Raw genomic sequence first — 17,922 nt, 5'->3', positions numbered from 1 at the left:
AAGTTTATGCGAGCGCTTACAATTGTTTAAGTTACTCTTTTTCCGCTATAGCGGAAAGAGGGGTTCAATCTATCGAACAGTTTGATTTTACCTTCATATGCTGAGTGATGCTATGAATTTTCAATCTATTACTGTTAATCTTCTCATGAGCACCGCACAGAAAAACCTACCAAACTCGTAGAAGTAATACGCTAGTTTAGTAGGTTACATGAATTATTCTTTCTCTCAAGTTGAACTAAGAGTTTACGGCTGCCACACCATTGCTTAAAGGGCACTAAAAAAATACAATAATCTGGTGTGTGATTTCACTTTTTAAAGCTATTTACTTAACTGAACCGCTTACTAAGCCTTCCACTAACTGCTTCTGAAGCAGGACGAAGATCACAATGACTGGTAGGACTGAAATAGTAGCGAAAGCCATTAAACTATTCCATTCAATCCCATAGCGTCCAACCGCATTAAACACCCCCGCAGTTAATGGCCATAAATCTTGATTACGGTTAAACGTAATACTAAAGATTAAATCACCCCAAGCAAAGAAAAAAGAGATAGCCCCACATACGAGAATACTCGGTAGAGATACGGGAATAATCACTTGAAGAAATGCTCGTAGCCGGCTACATCCATCAATCTTCGCTGCTTCTTCCAATTCTTTCGGGATACCAACAAAGAACGTCCTTAATAGTAGAACGGAAAACGGAACGCCTAAAGTCGCTGTTGCAAGTACGGGTGCGATATACGTATTTAATAAATTAAAGTTATTAAATACGATAAAAAGAGGTGTTAATACAACCGTCGCTGGTAACATTTGTGTCACTAGATAGATCAGCAAAATCGATTTTACCCCTTTAATGTTAAATCTAGCTAAGCCGTAAGCAGAAGGAACAGCCAATACTAATACTAACATCGTAGCTGAACCAGAAATGATTACACTATTTAGGAAATATTGTCCTACTTCTCCTTGAAGTAGCTGAATAAAACTATCAAACTGAATATCATTCGGGAAAAATGTTGGAGGCGATTGCGAGATTTCCGTTTGTGTTTTAAAAGCTGTTATCACCATCCAGTAAACAGGAAATAAGAAAACCGTCACAATTATGATGCCAATAATGCTTAACGTCCAATTTTTTCGTCTACTCATTCTTAGATCACCTCGTCTTTCCTAATCATTCGTAAGTAAACCAAGCTTATCGCAAACAGGATTAGGAAAAGGATGTTTGCAGTCGCTGCTCCAAGGCTAAAGTCAAAGTCAGTAAAAGAATAGCGGAATGCAAGAGTCGAAAGAACTTCCGTTGAATTAACCGGGCCGCCTCCTGTCATGACATAGACAATATCAAAAACTTTAAACGTATAAATAAAACCAAGCATTAATACCACCATAATCACTGGTCGTAATAAGGGCAGAGTAATATAATACAGCTTATGGAACCAATTCGCACCATCAAGACTGGCACTTTCATACACATCTTGCGGTAAACTACTGAGCCCCGTCGAAAGCAACAGCATATTAAACGGAATCCCTACCCAAATGTTAGCAATGATCACACTCCATAAAGCTACTTGCGGATCCGATAACCAACCAATCGGATGATCAATTAAGTTAATGCTCAACAACATTTGATTCATAATGCCTTCACTTGAGCCCATCATGAATTTAAACAATAATGCAGTAACAGTCATAGGAATTAACCAACTAATCATCATTAATCCTCGTAGAATACCCGCAAGCTTGAATTTCATACTAAAAAACATCGCTAGGAAAAACCCAACAAATACTTGTACAAACACACTTCCAAACGTATAGATCAATGTATTTGAAACCGAAATTCCAAATGCCTCATTATCAGCTAAACTTCGGTAATTATCGAATCCAACGAAGCTTCTATCGCCATTTGATAGATTACTCAAATCTATATTTTGAAAGCTTAGTATCATGTTATATAGAAGCGGATAACCAATCAAAATCAACATGAATAAGACAGCAGGAAAGACAAATAAATATCCCTCCAACGACTTCATTTTTTTCATCGTAAGGTGCCTCCTCTCATTTCAACCTAGACGCTACTAAAAAAGAGCAATGTCGGCATCATCTTTGATAAATACAGGTATATTTTCAATTGGAGCCTCACATTCAATGAATTGTCCACCCTCATGCTTCACACCAGAGTGAGCGTCTGTCCACTCAGCACCTTCAGGCAAGTATACTCGACGAGTTCTCTCTCCATGATTCATAACAGGAGCTATTAATAACTCGGGCCCAAACATGTACGCATCTTCCACGTTCCATGACTCAGAATCACTTGGAAAATCATAGAACAATGGTCTCATAAGCGGTGTTCCTTTCTCGTGTGCTTCCTGCATTAACGTTGTAATATATGGACGTAATCGCTCTCGCATCAGCATATATCTTTTGAAAATGCTATAGGCCTTCTCCCCATAACTCCAAACCTCGTTATCAGCACCACTCGGACATAAGCCACCACCACTTGTTCCCAATGGCTCAGAATGAGGTTCACGATCTCCATGTAATCGGAACACCGGACAAAACGCTCCATACTGGAACCAACGAATCATGCATTCTCTAAAATCAGGATCATTCGGATCTCCGCCATGGAATCCACCGATATCTGTCGTCCACCAAGGAATGCCAGCTAAGCCCATATTTAAACCAATCGTAAATTGACTTTTTAGAGATTCAAAGCTCGAATCAATATCACCAGACCAAACTAGAGCCCCGTATCTTTGACTACCAGCCCACGCACAACGAACTAAGTTTACTATCTTTTCCTGTCCAGCCTCCTTCATTCCATCGTAAAATGCTTTAGAGAACATCATCGGATAAATATTCCCTACTTGAGCATTGGGCCCTATATGATAGCGATAGTTTTCAAAATCATAGACATTATATTCTGGCTCCGCTTCATCCAACCAGAAGATTTCAACTCCTTTATCATAATAGTTCTTTTTCGCCTTCTCCCACACATACTTCCTAGCTCCAGGGTGTGTCGAATCGAAATATAGAGTGTTACCAAGGAAATCATGGGTAATTCGAATACCTTTCTCTGTTCTCGTTAAATAGCCTTTTTGAAGCATCTCCTCGTAATTCTCGCTTTTCTTATCGACAGTTGGCCATATCGAAACCATAAGTTTAATACCCATTTCATCTAATTCCTCAATCATTGCCTCTGGGTTTGGCCAATATTCCGGGTCAAAGCGGAAATCTCCTTGCTTCGGCCAATGGAAATAATCAATAACGATCACATCAATCGGTAGCTCTCTTCTCTTATACTCACGCGCAACCTCTAACAGCTCTTCTTGCGTCTGATAACGGAGTTTACATTGCCAGAAACCCATTCCATAATCAGGCATCATCGGTACAGTACCCGTCACACCTGCATAAGATTCCTCTATTTCAGCAGGTGTATCACCAGCTGTAATCCAATAATCAAGCTGCTCAGTCGACTTTGCTACCCATTCTGTTATATTCTTTCCAAAGGTCACTTGGCCAATTGCAGGGTTATTCCAAAGAAAGCCGTAGCCTTCACTTGAAAGCGCAAAAGGAATACTCGCCTGAGAATTTCGTTGCGCTAATTCTAACGTACAATTTTTCAAATCCAAAATTGGCTGTTGATACTGTCCCATACCATACAGCTTTTCATTTGGGTTGGATTCAAAGCGTTGCGTTAATTGAAAGCCTCCTCCCAAATTTGACTTAAATTCTCGAGCATCAATTTTTAGTGCACTACAGAATTCTTTAATGTTCTTACGGTTACGAACAAATTCTTGCAAAAGCACTTTATTTTCTTGATTGTAAAATATCACCTTTCCTGAATTGGTTATTTTCGCTTGGATTTTCCCATTTTTAATATAAGCCTGTTCCTTTTCAATATTGATTTCAACATCAGAATCAGATTGAGGCAATAACGCCCAATCCTCTTCACTCATAGTCGCTAAATAGGTTGAACGAACCCGTAAGCTATGATCTCCCCATGGCTCAATCCACAATTGTTCACTATCAAATTCACGAATCAATCTATTTCCATCTATACGAAATACACTCATCTATCTCCACTCCTATTCTTCCTATATCCATTCGTTTATTAGTAAAAATGTCACTTATTCTTCTATTTCTGCAATTTTGACTGCGGCATCAGAAAGAGCTTCTTCCACTGATTTCGAACCAGTTAATGCCTCCTGAATCGCAAGTTGAATCGCTTCAGAGACATTCGGCCAATCAGCTGAAGGCCCACGTGGTTCTGCTACTTCCATAATTGGAACAAACTCTTTTACAAGGTCTTCATTTTGCCAATAATCTGCTTCTTCTAATACATCTGCACGTGTTGGATAGTATCCCGTACCCATTGCAAATCGTTCATTTTGTTCACGTTCTAATAGCCACGTCGCAAAACCCCAAGCTGAGTCGACGTCACCATTCGATGTGATCGCAATATTATCTCCTCCGGTAACTGAAGCATAGACCTCATCCATAGGAATATACGTAATCCCATATTCGATACCGCTTTCATTTACTCGATCAATCATCCATGGGCCATTCACCATCATCGCTAAATTCTCTGCAATAAACATTCTAGTCAGATCATCTTGAGTCGCCGTCAATACATCTTGACTCATATAGCCTTGATCTAATAAATTCTTAATGAATGATAGAGCTTTATTTGCCTCAGGTGAATCTAGGTTTCGATAATCTCCTCCTGCCGAATGTAGAAATGGATAGAATTGAAACGTAGATTCTTCTGACCTAACTGCAGAAAGCCCAAACCCCTTTACATTTGAAGTCGTCAGCTGGTCAGCCATTTCTTCTAGCTCATCCCATGTTGTAGGAGGGTCGCTTATCCCTGCTTCTTCAAACAATGTCTTATTGTAGAACAACCCAAGGGCATTCGTTGTAATAGGTAATCCATAATATTGCTCCTCATAAATGGCTGAATTCATTGGTCCAGCTAGAAAATTCTCCTCTTGACCCCAAGCTTCCAATCGATCTGTTAGATCCTCTAAGATTCCCATTGAGGCAAGCGCAGCGTTATTGACTGTATCAGCAATGATCATATCTGGAAGAGTATCACCTGCTGTACCAACAGACAGCTGCCTACTCATCTCATTAAAAGGAACATACTCTCCTCTAATGATGACATCTTCTTGTAATTCGTTGTATTCCTCTATTAATTCTTCGAGAATATCAGCCGAACCGGTGTAATAATGCCAAATTAAAACTTCTGATTGATCGTTTGAAGATTGACCATCCGTTTCTTGATTATTAGTTCCTCCACAAGCCGACATGAACATCATCATAAACATGCTCATTACGATCACTACGTTTCTTCTCATTTAAACCACGCTCCATTCTAACTTTTTATTAAGAACCCGTCCTTTAACCTAAAATTGAATGCACTTTTTAACGTTAAACATCTTAATGTTAAAAATCACATCACCCCCCCTTAAAAATTAAATCTAATGATGAGGTCCGTACCTCATTTTTGATTGAAAACCCTGCTATTTTGTATAAACTAAATGAGGCACGTGCCTCATTTAGTTTATACAAAAGGGATTAATAAATATAATATTTAGAATTCCCTTTTGTGACGATTTCTAATTTCACTATGTTTTCTTTTTTTTCGATAGGCTTCTCCATCATCAAATGATTAAAGGCTGTTTTAACAGCTATGCTACCTTGATATTGTGGATTTTGACAAATCGTTGCCGTAATCACATCTTCTTGCAAATAATGATAAATTGCATCACTCATATCATGTCCGATTAATACCAGCTTCTGCGAAAGCTGCAAGTCAGCTATTTGCTCTGAAACTTCCGCTAGTGCACCACAGGCTACATAGACTGCATCAATTTCTTGAAACAAATTCTTAAATGAGTGAATCGATTGTTCTAACTGTCGATTATCAATCTTAAGAATGTTTACCGAGGTTACATGATTTAGGTTGATAATAAATTCTTCAAACCCTCGCTTCTTCTCTTTCATTTGAAACGTATCCGCCTCATCAATGACCACTGCCATTCTCTTCGATTCATTTGTGAATCGATGTAATAATTCACCAGCCAATCGACCCGCATCATAGTAATCTGCTCCAACATAAGATAACCTTTGACTTAATGGTGAATCATTGTTGAACGTATAGACAGGAAAGCCTTTTCCAACTGCTGCTCGTAAGCAATCTGTAAGTGGAGCATCATCAGTTGGACAAATCACTAAACCTTGATACGATTTTGAACGTATAATCTGTTCTACTACTTCCAGCTGATCTTTTAACTTATAAGGTACTTTAAATAGTTCTATATTAAATCCATAGTCTTGAATATCTTCAAGAGTACTATTAATACCAGCCTCAATTTCCCTCCAAAAGTATTCAGGATATTTTGGAAAGACAAATGCAATTCGTAGATTTCTTTTCTTGGAAAGAAACCTTGCTGACTTATTAGGAGTGTAATTAAGCTCCTTCGCTTTATCTAAAACCTTTCTAACTGTTTTAGGACTTACTCCACCTCTGTTATGAAAAACACGATCCACCGTCGCAAGTGAAAGATTCAATTCTTCTGCAATTGTTTTTGCTGTCACCTTCATACATATGTCACCATTTCTTCGTTAATATAGTCACATATAAAAATGAGGTTCGTACCTCATTTTTTATATGATAACGCTTACTTGTTTCCTATTTTAAAACCACTTCCCACAATTGTCAACAGGAAGCTTAAATTCCCCAATCCTTTTATTAAACGACATATGGAAATATCGATAGTAATAACTGTATTCGTATTAGGCACAACATCCACTATAATGTATGGTGACTCCCTTCTAGCGACTGCATAATGGTGAAAAAAAGGAAGACAACCATATGGGAAAGGATCCATTTAAGGAGAAGCTCGAACGCCATATTGGTCAACGCGTTCGCCTACTACGAACAGAACGTGGCTTCACCCTTGAAGAGTTAGCAGAGTATGCCAATATAAGTCGCAATCATCTCTCGAATATTGAACGAGGCAAAACAAGTATGACCAGCTTCATGCAAGCAAAACTTGCCAAGGGCCTAGACCTCTCACACCCACATGAGCTAACAAACGATGCATACAATCGAGTATACCCTACGATGAATATCCATCGATCGGATTAGCACTTCATTCACCATCCAAAAAGGATGCGCTAATCCGAACAATCTGCACGACTCTACTTCCTTATAAAACCCCACTTTCAAACACCACTACAAACCAACCCACTCAAAAAGGAGCCATTCCAATGACCCCATCCATTGTAAACGATTACGAAATCACACAAGACACGATTGCCCTACTACCTGCCCATCACATCGAATGTGACACAATCGTTTGGGAGCGAAATGACATCCTCCATGTGAAACAATCGATGCTTTCATTAATTAAAGAGGCATGCCTAGAAGGAGGAGCTGATTATGAGGGGCGACGAGCAGCTGTCATTCACAAGACAGGCATTCAACACAAAATCCCGATCCCCATTCATCCACTCGATCACATTTATGCCTTTCCGACCCACTCACCGAAGCTATACGAATGTGCATGGATCTTCTACTATCACATTAAATCGATTCATCGCCACCCAAACAAAGTCAACGAATCTATGGTTACATTCCATAACTACAAAGAGCTGACCTTACCGATTTCCTATGCGACACTTGAAAAACAAATGCAGCGGACGTCGTATTGTATCGTGCGGTTTTCAGATCGGTTAATCGAACGGACATTCAGATAATGAAGTGTGTATGGCACAAATGAGAGAGCAATCTAATAGGCCAACGTGATTGTTACTATTTTTCTTCAATGAGCTGTAGCAATAATTCTATCTCTTCGTAACCCTGATCATTGAATACAAACTTCCTTACTTCTCCATTCACTTTTACAGTAATCAGTCCCTTCACTTGACCTTCATGTTTTAGGAAAGTCATCGGCAGTTCGCCGAAAAACTCTGATTTATAGGAAGTATCAATAAAGTTTTGATTATTAAGATGAATCGTTCTGATAAAGTTTAAGATGATAGCCTTTATTTGTTCTTCCAAGCTTAAGTCCTTGGCTTTCAGTAGCTTATGTACTCTATTTCTGAATACTTCATTGAACTTTCCCCTTTTCAACTATCATTTTAGGATACTGCACGAAATCATACATTCATCTCTTCCTATACTTATCTTCAATCACGATATACCTTTCGTGGTTAACCTTGTCCCACTCGGTCTTTTTATAACTAATCGCTTTCAACCTCTCATTAATCCAGTCAGGGTCAAATTCTCTATAATCCATCCCTTCCGCCCATGCTCTCATATCCTCATGTTCGGGATGCTTCGGGTCTTGATAAGCCTCCTGAAACTCATAAAACCGATAAATCCCGCCGACATCTTCAGGCGGTGCGGTTTCTGCACCATCAAGGAGTGTCGGAAATCCAAAATAATAGTCATCCACCGTTTCCTCAAGCTTAATGATAAAATGCCAATCATCACCTAAGTCATAGCTATATCTAATTTCAGTATGCTTCTCAACATAATCATCGATCTTTAATCCCGTAGGTTTACGAACTTCAACTTTTAACCTTTCCTGGTGACGCTTCTCAAATTTCAGTATATCTGATGATATCTCTTTTAGCCGCTGCTCATACATTGCTTTATTCTTTTTATAGTGCTGATGTTCAAGGTAAGCCTCTTCATTATTTGTGACGATTTTGTTCTGCTCTGGAAGATGGAATTCATACAGATGATAATCCAAATTTGGATAGCCGCTCTGGAAATTAGTCACATTCTGAATAACATCATGAAGCCTTTTAAATGTTGCTCCTGCTGGCATAATCACTCTACGCCATATTAGAGGGTCCGATCCGTCTAGTTCGATTTTTATGATATATGATTTCAATTTGACATCATCCTTTTTTGGAGTTGTTGTTCGAGCTATACTCAATCATTTTAATCTAGTATGTTCAGTCTTAATCTCTTCGCTTCTATCGCCAATTTTAACATTAAGAACTTCTCGGTGAAGTAGTTCACATCCATCTTTTTCTTTCGTTGATCATTCCTGCAAGTGCAAATCGAGCTTGTTTGTTTGACCTTTCCTTCTATGCGGTTCCTCTTTCCGCTATTTCTCCCATCCCACCCGATTTCCAGCCTTTACGTTCCCCTCGTTCCTTTATTTCTTCTTTTCCGCTACATTTCATGCACTTTCCCTCCTATTAACGGAACGTCGAGTACATTTCTATGTTGTCTCCTATGATTTCCTCGCTTTAGCGGAATGAGGATTCCCTTTCTGAACCATGCGCTCCCTCGTTCCTCTACTCATTCTATTTTCACGACTCCCTTTCAATCTCTGATACTAGCCTCTCAACAACATCCCCGACAACTCCGACACACGCACGACCATATTAACATCCACGCCCTCCCGTAGTAGATTCCGTACCATTTCTAGTTTGCCTTTCTCTATTCCCCTCTCCATTCCTTTCTCTAACCCTCACCGCTCATACGACACCATCACTTCCATGATCTTATCTCCTTCCTTCTTGTTCATTTGTTTCACCTCATTTATAAGTTGAGTTTCTTCGGCTTCGGTTAGTGGTAAGTATGTTTCGAAAAATCCTGTGAGGAGTGTTTGCTTCGCTTCGTCGATTCCCATTCTAACTAACATGCGTAGAAATTCCTTCTTTACTTGTATTCTCTCCTCTTTAGTATACCCCATCTTTGCTAAAAAAGCCGCTGCGACGGGATTCTCTGCGCGAATATAATCACGCCAGTTCTCTTTTCGCAGTTCTAGTTTTAAGAATTGAAATTGAAGGATATTGGTTCCGTGCGGTTCATCTCGTAGGTGAAAAGGGCAATCGGGAGAATCGGGCGGCGGTATTTCTCGTACAAGCGGCTGAAATAAATAAACATCCGTTCATTGAATTGTTTCTACATGTGAATTAAGGTGAGAGCTTTCTCTTCCTTCAACGTCGTCTCAACTAACAGGTCAACGCGGTATTTCTCTCCAACAGTGACATCTGTGTAGAGCTCCTCGGAGAGAAAGCGGACATCGTCAAAACGAACAGCTTCATACACTTGGGGTAGAACAGCAGTATAAACTCTTCAAAAAAGGTCGTTAGCACTTCTTTAAATAATCGGTCATGATCTATCATTTTATCACCCCTATAAGAAACGTATGTTCTATTAAATTGTATAACAAATGATGGTAATGGGCTAGGCGAACATAGAGAATTTCTTTCAGTCAAATAGAATCTTTGATTAATGGCTCGTCAGTCAATTATCAATCTCCTCCCCCTATCAATTAAGACCTTTCGTGATAAAATAGATTCATATTAAAAACTCATGAGAAAAGGAGTGATTTAGATGGACTTACGTTATCCTATTGGAACGTTTCAATTTGAAGGTGATCCTACAGCTGATGTATTAGAAAAATGGATACAGGAGATTGAAGACCTTCCAATTGAATTAAACGCAACCGTGAAAGATTTAGATGACAAGCAATTAGATACAATATACAGGCCTGGTGGATGGACTGTTCGCCAAGTCGTCCACCATATTGCTGACAGCCACCTTAATAGCTACATGCGGTTTAAGTTAGCCCTCACTGAGAACCATCCAACAATTGCATTATACGATGAAGGAAAATGGGCAGAGCTTCCTGATTCAGACTTAACAATCGACGTTTCCTTAAATCTGATCGAATCACTGCACCATCGATGGGGGTATTTGTTGCGATCACTGACACCGGAGGAGCTAGATAGAACTTTCCATCACCCTGAGACAGGCGCTGTGAAGCTGAGCAAAAATATCGGAATCTATGCTTGGCACGGACGTCATCATGTGGCACATATAACTTCACTTCGTCAGCGCTTAGGTTGGTAGACTTAATCTAGGTAAGTCTACTGTGAGGAGAGAATCCAATCACTCTGAAACGAGTCAGTTCAAATAAAACTCCATTAATAGCAGAAAATTCTGATAATAAAATTCAAAAAGCTGAGGGGTGCTCTATTCCCTCAGCTTAAGAACAAAATCAATCCCGCGCATACAAATCTCTCGTATACACCTTTTCCTCTACTTCCTTCAGCTCATCGGACAGACGATTCGCCACGATCACATCACAAACATCCTTAAATGCGTCAAAGTCACTGTACACCTTCGAATTATAAAATTCATCCTCAGGGAACGACGGCTCATACACGACAACGTCGACACCCTTCGCCTTAATGCGCTTCATGACGCCTTGGATCGCTGATTGTCTGAAGTTATCGGAATCCATCTTCATTGTCAGACGGTAAATACCGACGACCTTTGGCTTACGATTTAGAATCATCTCAGCGACATGATCCTTACGTGTCCGGTTCGCATCAACAATGGCTGCCATAATGTTATTCGGTACGTCCTCATAGTTCGCAAGTAGCTGCTTCGTATCCTTTGGTAAGCAGTAGCCGCCATAGCCGAACGAAGGATTGTTATAGTGCGTCCCAATTCTCGGATCAAGACCGACACCATCAATGATTTGCTGAGTATTCAGACCTCTTACTTCCGCATACGAATCGAGTTCATTAAAGAACGCGACACGCATCGCTAAGTATGTATTGGCAAAGAGCTTAATCGCCTCTGCTTCGGTTGAATCGGTAAAAAGAACATCAATACCCTCTTTAATCGCACCCTCAACTAATAGATTCGCGAACGTCTCAGCACGCTCAGAGCGTTCACCAACGACAATACGAGAAGGATATAAGTTGTCATAAAGCGCCTTACCCTCACGTAGAAATTCAGGTGAGAAGATAATATTCTCTGTCTGGAACTTCTCTCTGACAGACTCTGTATAACCAACAGGAACCGTTGATTTAATGACCATCACCGCATCCTGATTAACCGCCAACACGTTTTGAATGACCGTCTCGACCGTACTCGTATCGAAATAATTTTGATCCGGATCATAGTTCGTTGGCGTTGAGATCAAGACAAAGTCCGCACCTTGAATCGCTTCTTCATTGTTCGTCGTCGCCGTTAAGTTTAACTCCTTCGTCGCAAGAAAATCCTCAATCTCCTGATCAACAATCGGCGAACGACGGTTGTTAATCATATCAACCTTTTCTTGGACAATATCAAGTGCCACAACCTCATTATGCTGAGCAAGTAGCACGGCATTTGAGAGACCCACGTATCCAGTACCAGCAATCGTAATTTTCATCTTCGTTTCCACTTCCTTCATCTATTTACTTGTTCACCGCTTCATTCTCTAACGTCTCAGCTAAATAACGTCTCACATCATCACGTAAATCCTCACGCTGTAAGGCAAAGTCCAACGTCGCCTTCAAGAAGCCAAACTTATCACCTACATCATAACGCACGCCAGCAAAGTGATAAGCAAGAACCGCTTGCTCTTCTGTTAACGTATTAATCGCATCCGTTAATTGAATCTCTCCACCTGCACCAGGTGGTAACGTTTCAAGAATATCAAAGATTTCAGGTCGTAGTACATAACGACCCATAATCGCATATTGAGAAGGCGCCTCCTCTGGCTTCGGCTTCTCGACTAACGATTGCGTATGAATGACACCTGACTCAACCTCCTGTCCCTTCGGAGCAATAATCCCGTATTTCGATACATCCTGCTTAGCAACAGGCTGAACCCCAACGACAGACGATTGATAACGATCAAACACCTCCATCAGCTGCTGCAGGCACGGCTTCTCCGATTGAACGATATCATCCCCTAGCAGCACAGCAAACGGCTCATCACCGATAAATGACTTCGCACATGCAATCGCATGACCAAGGCCTAACGCTTCCTTTTGACGAATGTAATGGATATTCGCCATGTTTGAAATCGACGTCACTTCATCCAGTAAAGCCATCTTCCCTTTCTTCAACAACGTCTCTTCTAGCTCATACGATTTATCAAAATGATCCTCAATCGCCCGCTTGCTTCGGCCACTGACGATAATAATGTCCTCAATACCTGATGCGATCGCTTCTTCTACAATATACTGGATTGTCGGCTTATCGACAATCGGGAGCATTTCCTTCGGCTGTGCCTTCGTTGCTGGTAAAAAACGAGTACCTAATCCCGCAGCTGGAATAATCGCTTTACGAACTTTCATACCACACACTCCTATCTGTAATAATGCCCCTCTTCATAATAGGAGGGCACCAAAAAAGTTCATAAATCAAACTTCTTCAGTGCCCTTCATAATAGAAAAGGGGCTATTAGTTACTTCACATTATAATAGTCTTTGTACCATTCAACAAACTTCTTTAGACCTTCGTCAATAGTCGTAGATGGCTTGAAGCCTGTATCATTCTGAAGCTCATCAATATCCGCATACGTCGCCTTCACATCACCAGGCTGCATTGGCAGAAATTCCTTCTTCGCCTCAATTCCAAGATGCTTCTCTAACGTCTCAATGAAGTCCATAAGCTTCACAGGCTGATTGTTCCCAATGTTGTACACCTTATACGGCGCATAGCTAGAGCTCGCATTCGGCTCCTCACGATTCCAATTCGGATCAGCCTTTGGTGGCTTATCAAGCAAGCGCACAATCCCATCAACGATATCATCAATATACGTGAAATCACGCATCATCTCACCATTGTTAAACACTTTAATCGTCTTACCTTCGACAATGTTCTTCGTAAATGAGAAATACGCCATATCCGGACGCCCCCATGGACCATATACCGTGAAGAAGCGAAGTCCAGTCGTCGGGATGTTATACAAATGGCTATACGTATGAGCCATTAGCTCATTCGACTTCTTCGTCGCCGCATACAAGCTAACAGGATGATTCACCTCATCAGAAGTCGAAAACGGCATCTTCACATTCGCCCCGTAGACAGAGCTAGAAGAAGCATAGATTAAATGCTTCACCTTATGATGACGGCATGCTTCTAGAATGTTCACAAAGCCTACGACATTCGAATCAACGTAAGCATGTGGGTTTTCAAGACTGTAGCGAACGCCGGCTTGAGCGGCGAGGTTGATGACGATGTCGATGTTTTCTTTTTCGAAACAATGATTTAGAGCTTCACGATCAGCTAAGTCTTCTTCGTAAAATGTGAAATTTCCATATGTGTTTAGTTCTTTTAGACGGTCTTTTTTTAGTTGGACATCGTAGTAGTCGTTTAGGTTGTCAATACCTATAACTTTGTACTGCTCTTTTATAATTTTTTTTATAACATGCATTCCTATAAAACCGATTGCACCTGTGATAAGAACATTCACACTTCACACACCCTTACACTAACATTTAAATACCATCTTTATACCTTCTTTAAAAGCATATTAAGTAACAACTTGCTATTTCGCCTGTCAATAATTAGTTGAATTATAATATAGGTTATCACACCAGATATTACAGAAATTATTAATTGTAGTAATTGACTATTTGAGGTCAATAACGTTTGTATTCCAAGGATAACTATAGACATAATAATAGTCGATACTACTAGTTTATTCATTTGAAATACGTAATGGAAAATACTATAACTCAATTCTTTACTTACAAAATATTGTAACAAAATTGTCTTCATAATTATATATAGTGAATATAGTGATAATATCACTAAAAGTCCATTCTCACCCCATAGTACTAGGCTAACAATATATATTACAGTGGTTATTATATCGAGAATAAGCACTAATCCTGGTTTATTAACTGAATACAGCAATGAGGTAGCTATATTCGCTGTTAATACAAGGAAGATCATGGCTAATGACAAAACTCTTATTACACTAACACTTCCAATCCATTCATCTCCAAAAATAATTGGTATAAATAGATGGGCTGTTAAAGCGACTCCTACAAAAATTGGAAATGCAATCATTGCAACAAAATATGAAACTTTATTATATACTTCTTTCATCTTTACTATATCCGATTTAATTTTCGAGAATACTGGAAACAGCACTTGTCCAAATGTATTAGTAATCAATATACGCAAATGCATAATTAGATTCTTCCCAAAGAAGTAAACACCTAGAATTTCTGGAGTTAACATACCACCAATTAATACTTCATCAATACGATGACTAACTTCAGTTAAAATCTTTTTCAAAGAAATAGAAATTCCAAAGTTTAAAAATGGCATTACATCTTTAAGACTAAAATGTAGTAAAATTTTCATTTCTGTTCTCTTTAAAGCAAAAATTGTTAATAAAATAGCATTTAGAGCAGTAGATATAACCGTACCATACACATATCCAAAAACACCATGACCTAACAATATAAATATTACAGTAACCACCATATCTGTTGCTAACTTCGAAATTTGTATTAATGAATACTCTTTAAATAAAAGGTTTTTTTGCAGACATACTCTAAATAAACTTGTAGAGCCATTCAAAACAATAGTTATAATTACAAATTTTAAAATTGTTTCTAAATTATCAAGAGAGTAATAACTTTCAATAAAAGGGGTCAACAAATACATTAGACTAGCAAGGATCAAAGAAGCAATGACGCTAAAATAGAATAGGGATGACAATTGGTTAGAAGTCACATTATCTTTTTGTATAACAGCTTCTCCAACACCTAAGTTATTTATCATTACAGAGAGAGTAACAAATAGACTTATAATTGCTATATAAGCAAATTCATGTGGGATTAATAACAATGCAAGTATAACCTGATATACCGGATAACTAAACGAGTTAAAAACAGTATTTATGCTTGTCCATTTTATACCTTTTACAGCTTTACTTTTTAATGAGTTATTCAACGATTATCACTTCTTAAAAATATTTTTTTACTGTACTTATTATCATTTATTTCTCAAGTTTAGAACCTTCAAGAGAATTGTAAATATCTTCCCTTTGTACTGATTTTAATGATTGATTGATAATTGTTACTTCATTGTTATGCTGTTTTAAAAGTACTTCCACAGCTTCTACAATTACATGTTCATTAAGGTCATTTCTTACATCAAATATAAACCTATCTTGTTTAAATATTTTTAATAATTCATGATATTTTGTGGCCCAACCTAATGCTATACAAGGTATAGCATTTTTGTAAGCATGCACAATCGAATGAAACCTTGACCCAATAATAAATTCAAAACGCTTTACAAGACTATCAAACTCTAAACAACTCATATCATCCGTTAGCAGTATGACTTGGTCGTTACCTTTACATCTCTCCTTAATCATTTCACAAGCTTCAATATCCTCATACGAATGTCTTACTAAATAAATTTTTTTCCCCGCATCGGTTAATTTTTTTATAATAGCATCATACATTGATAAAACTTTCAATTTATTACCATGTCTAAAATTTTTCATATTAGGAACAATTGCAACTCCATCAATACCATCATAATTAGATACTACAGGTACTTCTCTATAAATATTATTTAAGTTAATACCTTTATTCATTAGTACTAAATCATAAGTTTTCTTAACCTTTGATAAGTTTAAATCATTTTTTAACAAGTCATACCCCTCAGATTCTCTGGCATATATCACCTTTGGATAATTCATTGTTTTATTCATCAAATGATTAATAAAAAATCGTTCAATTCCTTTATATTTAAAAGGACCAAAAGATTGTGGCATAAGATATACATCTATATTGTATTTCTTCGCAAGTAAAATTCTTGATAAATATCCAATTGAACTACCGTTACCAAATTGTGAGGATAAAGCATACCCACTAATATCAACCATAGCAATTGAATTTTTTAATATCATTTTTAGTTTAGGTATGTACTCACTATAGTCGTCTTTTTTACGTACTATAGAATTTACATTCCATAATTGCTTGTAAACGCCACCCATTAACTGAAACGCTAACCCCGAATTTATAGGTAAAATTTCAAATTTATATTTTTCTTTTTCATCCTTTTCTCTGAGATAGTCTTTACTAGATAATAAGACAATCTTAGCATCAGGAAACCTTTTGCTAATTTCATTAACTGTCACAAAAGTCATCGATTGCGCACCTTTGTTAAAAAGCTCTCCACCTGTTATTAACACATATTTATCCATTTTAAATTCCTTTCACCTGACTTAGTTTTAATTTAACGTTTTACTTTTTTGTTTGTGGTTAAAATAATCTTATTTATAGACAAGAAATAACGAAAATCCACAAATAATAGCAACATAGCAGGAAGCAATTGTCTTATGGCCAACCTCCATTGCTTCTCTAATACCGCAAAGGCAAATATTCTTCCATTAGAACAAAGCTTTAGTTTAAAAGAGATATTATTATCTGGTTCAATGTACTTCTCATGGAACTTTTTGTTCCCTTGTAATCTTTTTTTAGTATTTAGTGTAATTCTATCTGTATTAGAGTATCTATATCTAACTAATGATTTATTAATATAATCAACAGAGTATTTATCTGCCAATCTAACATATAGGTCTAAATCCTGCCTTGCTTCTAACGATTCATCTAATCCCCCTATGCTTAATAGTGGCTCTCTTTTTATAGCTACTGTACTAAAGGTACCAATGTAATTTTTATATAATAAATCATAATATATATCACCTTTTTTTTGCGGCAATATTTTTCTTTCGACTTTATTATTATCAAAATCATATTTTTCATATCCAGTATAAACAATGACATATTTTTCACTTAAACACATGATTTGTTTATATTGAAGTTCTAGTTTTTCTTCAAGCCATACGTCATCATCATCTAGAAAAGCAACCCATTTACCAGTTGCCTTATAAATACCTGTATTCCTCGCTCCTCCCCCTCCTTTTACTCTATTATTCCTTAATTTTTTTATTCTATCATCATGAAAATCATCGATAATTTCTAATGTTTTATCAGTTGATCCATCGTCAACTACTAACACCTCAAAATTTTGAAAAGTCTGATTTAAAACACTTTTAATCGCTTCTTTCAATAGGCTCTCACGATTATATGTGGGAATAACAACACTAAAAAAAGGGGTATCTCCCATTTTTCAC

General features: G+C 38.0%; 16 protein-coding genes and 1 pseudogene. 3 read left to right on the top strand and 14 right to left on the bottom strand.

Features of this window, described 5'->3' with window-relative positions; translation table 11 throughout:
- Positions 1–322 precede the first annotated feature (322 nt).
- The 5 genes from MW695_RS01720 to MW695_RS01700 form a co-directional block, all read right to left on the bottom strand.
- Positions 323–1,141 carry a carbohydrate ABC transporter permease gene (locus MW695_RS01720; protein ID WP_247102345.1) on the bottom strand — a complete coding sequence of 273 codons (819 nt, stop codon included), beginning with the start codon at positions 1,139–1,141 and terminating at the stop codon, positions 323–325.
- 2 nt (positions 1,142–1,143) lie between these two features.
- Positions 1,144–2,028, bottom strand: a complete 885-nt coding sequence (locus MW695_RS01715) for a carbohydrate ABC transporter permease (RefSeq protein ID WP_247102342.1) — start codon at positions 2,026–2,028, stop codon at positions 1,144–1,146.
- Positions 2,029–2,064: 36 nt separating this feature from the next.
- Positions 2,065–4,062: a glycoside hydrolase family 31 protein gene (locus tag MW695_RS01710; protein WP_247102339.1), complete on the bottom strand. Its 1,998-nt coding sequence runs from the start codon at positions 4,060–4,062 to the stop codon at positions 2,065–2,067.
- Between the two features lie 54 nt (positions 4,063–4,116).
- A complete protein-coding gene (locus MW695_RS01705) occupies positions 4,117–5,346 on the bottom strand; it encodes an ABC transporter substrate-binding protein (protein WP_247102336.1) in 1,230 nt (409 codons plus the stop codon).
- Positions 5,347–5,566: 220 nt separating this feature from the next.
- A complete protein-coding gene (locus tag MW695_RS01700) occupies positions 5,567–6,595 on the bottom strand; it encodes a LacI family DNA-binding transcriptional regulator (RefSeq protein ID WP_247102334.1) in 1,029 nt (342 codons plus the stop codon).
- Between the two features lie 271 nt (positions 6,596–6,866).
- Here MW695_RS01700 and MW695_RS01695 point away from each other — a divergent pair, with 271 nt between their 5' ends.
- Both MW695_RS01695 and MW695_RS01690 read left to right on the top strand, forming a co-directional pair.
- Complete coding sequence (locus MW695_RS01695; protein WP_247102332.1) at positions 6,867–7,142, top strand: helix-turn-helix domain-containing protein; 276 nt, start codon at positions 6,867–6,869, stop codon at positions 7,140–7,142.
- A 122-nt stretch (positions 7,143–7,264) separates the two neighbouring features.
- The gene (locus tag MW695_RS01690) at positions 7,265–7,753 is read left to right on the top strand and encodes a competence protein ComK (RefSeq protein WP_247102331.1); all 489 of its coding nucleotides are present in this window, start codon (positions 7,265–7,267) and stop codon (positions 7,751–7,753) included.
- A 55-nt stretch (positions 7,754–7,808) separates the two neighbouring features.
- Here the strand turns inward: MW695_RS01690 and MW695_RS01685 are convergent, their stop codons facing one another.
- From MW695_RS01685 to MW695_RS01675, 3 genes and pseudogenes are all read right to left on the bottom strand, one after another.
- Complete coding sequence (locus MW695_RS01685; protein ID WP_247102329.1) at positions 7,809–8,057, bottom strand: hypothetical protein; 249 nt, start codon at positions 8,055–8,057, stop codon at positions 7,809–7,811.
- A gap of 106 nt (positions 8,058–8,163) precedes the next feature.
- A complete protein-coding gene (locus tag MW695_RS01680) occupies positions 8,164–8,898 on the bottom strand; it encodes a plasmid pRiA4b ORF-3 family protein (protein WP_247102326.1) in 735 nt (244 codons plus the stop codon).
- Between the two features lie 453 nt (positions 8,899–9,351).
- Positions 9,352–10,147: pseudogene (locus tag MW695_RS01675) on the bottom strand (Rpn family recombination-promoting nuclease/putative transposase).
- Between the two features lie 211 nt (positions 10,148–10,358).
- Here MW695_RS01675 and MW695_RS01670 point away from each other — a divergent pair.
- A complete protein-coding gene (locus tag MW695_RS01670; protein ID WP_247102324.1) occupies positions 10,359–10,877 on the top strand; it encodes a YfiT family bacillithiol transferase in 519 nt (172 codons plus the stop codon).
- A 148-nt stretch (positions 10,878–11,025) separates the two neighbouring features.
- Here the strand turns inward: MW695_RS01670 and MW695_RS01665 are convergent, their stop codons facing one another.
- The 6 genes from MW695_RS01665 to MW695_RS01640 all read right to left on the bottom strand — a co-directional run bounded on the left by MW695_RS01665 (position 11,026) and on the right by MW695_RS01640 (position 17,915).
- Positions 11,026–12,192 carry a nucleotide sugar dehydrogenase gene (locus MW695_RS01665; protein ID WP_247102323.1) on the bottom strand — a complete coding sequence of 389 codons (1,167 nt, stop codon included), beginning with the start codon at positions 12,190–12,192 and terminating at the stop codon, positions 11,026–11,028.
- Between the two features lie 25 nt (positions 12,193–12,217).
- The gene (gene galU / locus MW695_RS01660; RefSeq protein WP_247102317.1) at positions 12,218–13,105 is read right to left on the bottom strand and encodes a UTP--glucose-1-phosphate uridylyltransferase GalU; all 888 of its coding nucleotides are present in this window, start codon (positions 13,103–13,105) and stop codon (positions 12,218–12,220) included.
- 110 nt (positions 13,106–13,215) lie between these two features.
- The gene (locus tag MW695_RS01655) at positions 13,216–14,226 is read right to left on the bottom strand and encodes an NAD-dependent epimerase (RefSeq protein ID WP_308446058.1); all 1,011 of its coding nucleotides are present in this window, start codon (positions 14,224–14,226) and stop codon (positions 13,216–13,218) included.
- A gap of 38 nt (positions 14,227–14,264) precedes the next feature.
- Complete coding sequence (locus MW695_RS01650; protein ID WP_247102314.1) at positions 14,265–15,722, bottom strand: lipopolysaccharide biosynthesis protein; 1,458 nt, start codon at positions 15,720–15,722, stop codon at positions 14,265–14,267.
- Positions 15,723–15,768: 46 nt separating this feature from the next.
- Entirely contained in the window at positions 15,769–16,989 is a 1,221-nt protein-coding gene (locus MW695_RS01645; protein WP_247102311.1) for a polysaccharide pyruvyl transferase family protein, read from the bottom strand.
- A 32-nt stretch (positions 16,990–17,021) separates the two neighbouring features.
- Positions 17,022–17,915, bottom strand: coding sequence for a glycosyltransferase family 2 protein (locus MW695_RS01640; protein ID WP_247102295.1), 894 nt, complete (start codon positions 17,913–17,915; stop codon positions 17,022–17,024).
- Between the last annotated feature and the right edge of the window lie 7 nt (positions 17,916–17,922).

This window comes from Halalkalibacter sp. APA_J-10(15) (genome assembly GCF_023017105.1).
Lineage (GTDB): Bacteria > Bacillota > Bacilli > Bacillales > Bacillaceae_D > Halalkalibacter.
Note: the sequence above shows the minus strand (reverse complement) of the source record. Positions and strands in the feature narration are given on the sequence as shown.